A 614-nucleotide genomic window follows, 5' to 3' on the forward strand; every position below is an offset into this window, starting at 1 on the left:
ATGCAACTGTAATGCTTCTGTAATGGGCCCTTGCTCGTCAAGTCCCTCCGTGATCATCACGCCGCCAGGATCATGCTTCTGTCCGTGGTCAGCACCAAGACTGCCACACCATGCCATCAGATCCTTAAGCCGGCAGGTCAATCTAGGACGCGTGATTTGCCGAAGCCTTCACAGCACTACTCCCGACCTTGCCAAGCCCTCGTCCCAGCGACGGGACCTCGGAGAAGCAGCGCCGTCGGCGGCCTGCTTCGGTAATCTCATCTCGCCTTTACGGGGCGACAGTATCCTTGCCCCAACGGAACGCGCTGACGTCAACCCACATGCGGTGAAGGACGGTCGCGAGTTTGCGGGCGAGCGCCACCTTGGCTCGCTTCATACCGCGCCGCTTCGCCACGTCCAGCGCCCAGCGCTTCAGGGCAGAGAACCGCGTGGCACGCGTCAGCATGATATGCGCCGCTTCATAAAGCGCAGTGCGCACCATGGCATCGCCGACCTTGGTTACTCCGCCGTCGATGTCGGTCTCTCCCGACTGGTATTTCTTGGGCGTCAGTCCAAAATACGCACCGACGGTGCGGGACTTTTCGAACCGACCCGGATCGTCGACTGCCGAGCGA

Annotated in this window: 1 protein-coding gene; it reads right to left on the reverse strand. The window is 61.1% G+C overall.

The window, feature by feature from the left end; translation table 11 throughout:
• Positions 1-268: 268 nt before the first annotated feature.
• On the reverse strand, positions 269-614 hold a 346-nt coding region (locus AC244_RS34825; RefSeq protein WP_152976250.1), incomplete at its 5' end, for a transposase.

The organism is Ensifer adhaerens (assembly GCF_001270265.1).
GTDB lineage: Bacteria > Pseudomonadota > Alphaproteobacteria > Rhizobiales > Rhizobiaceae > Ensifer > Ensifer adhaerens_B.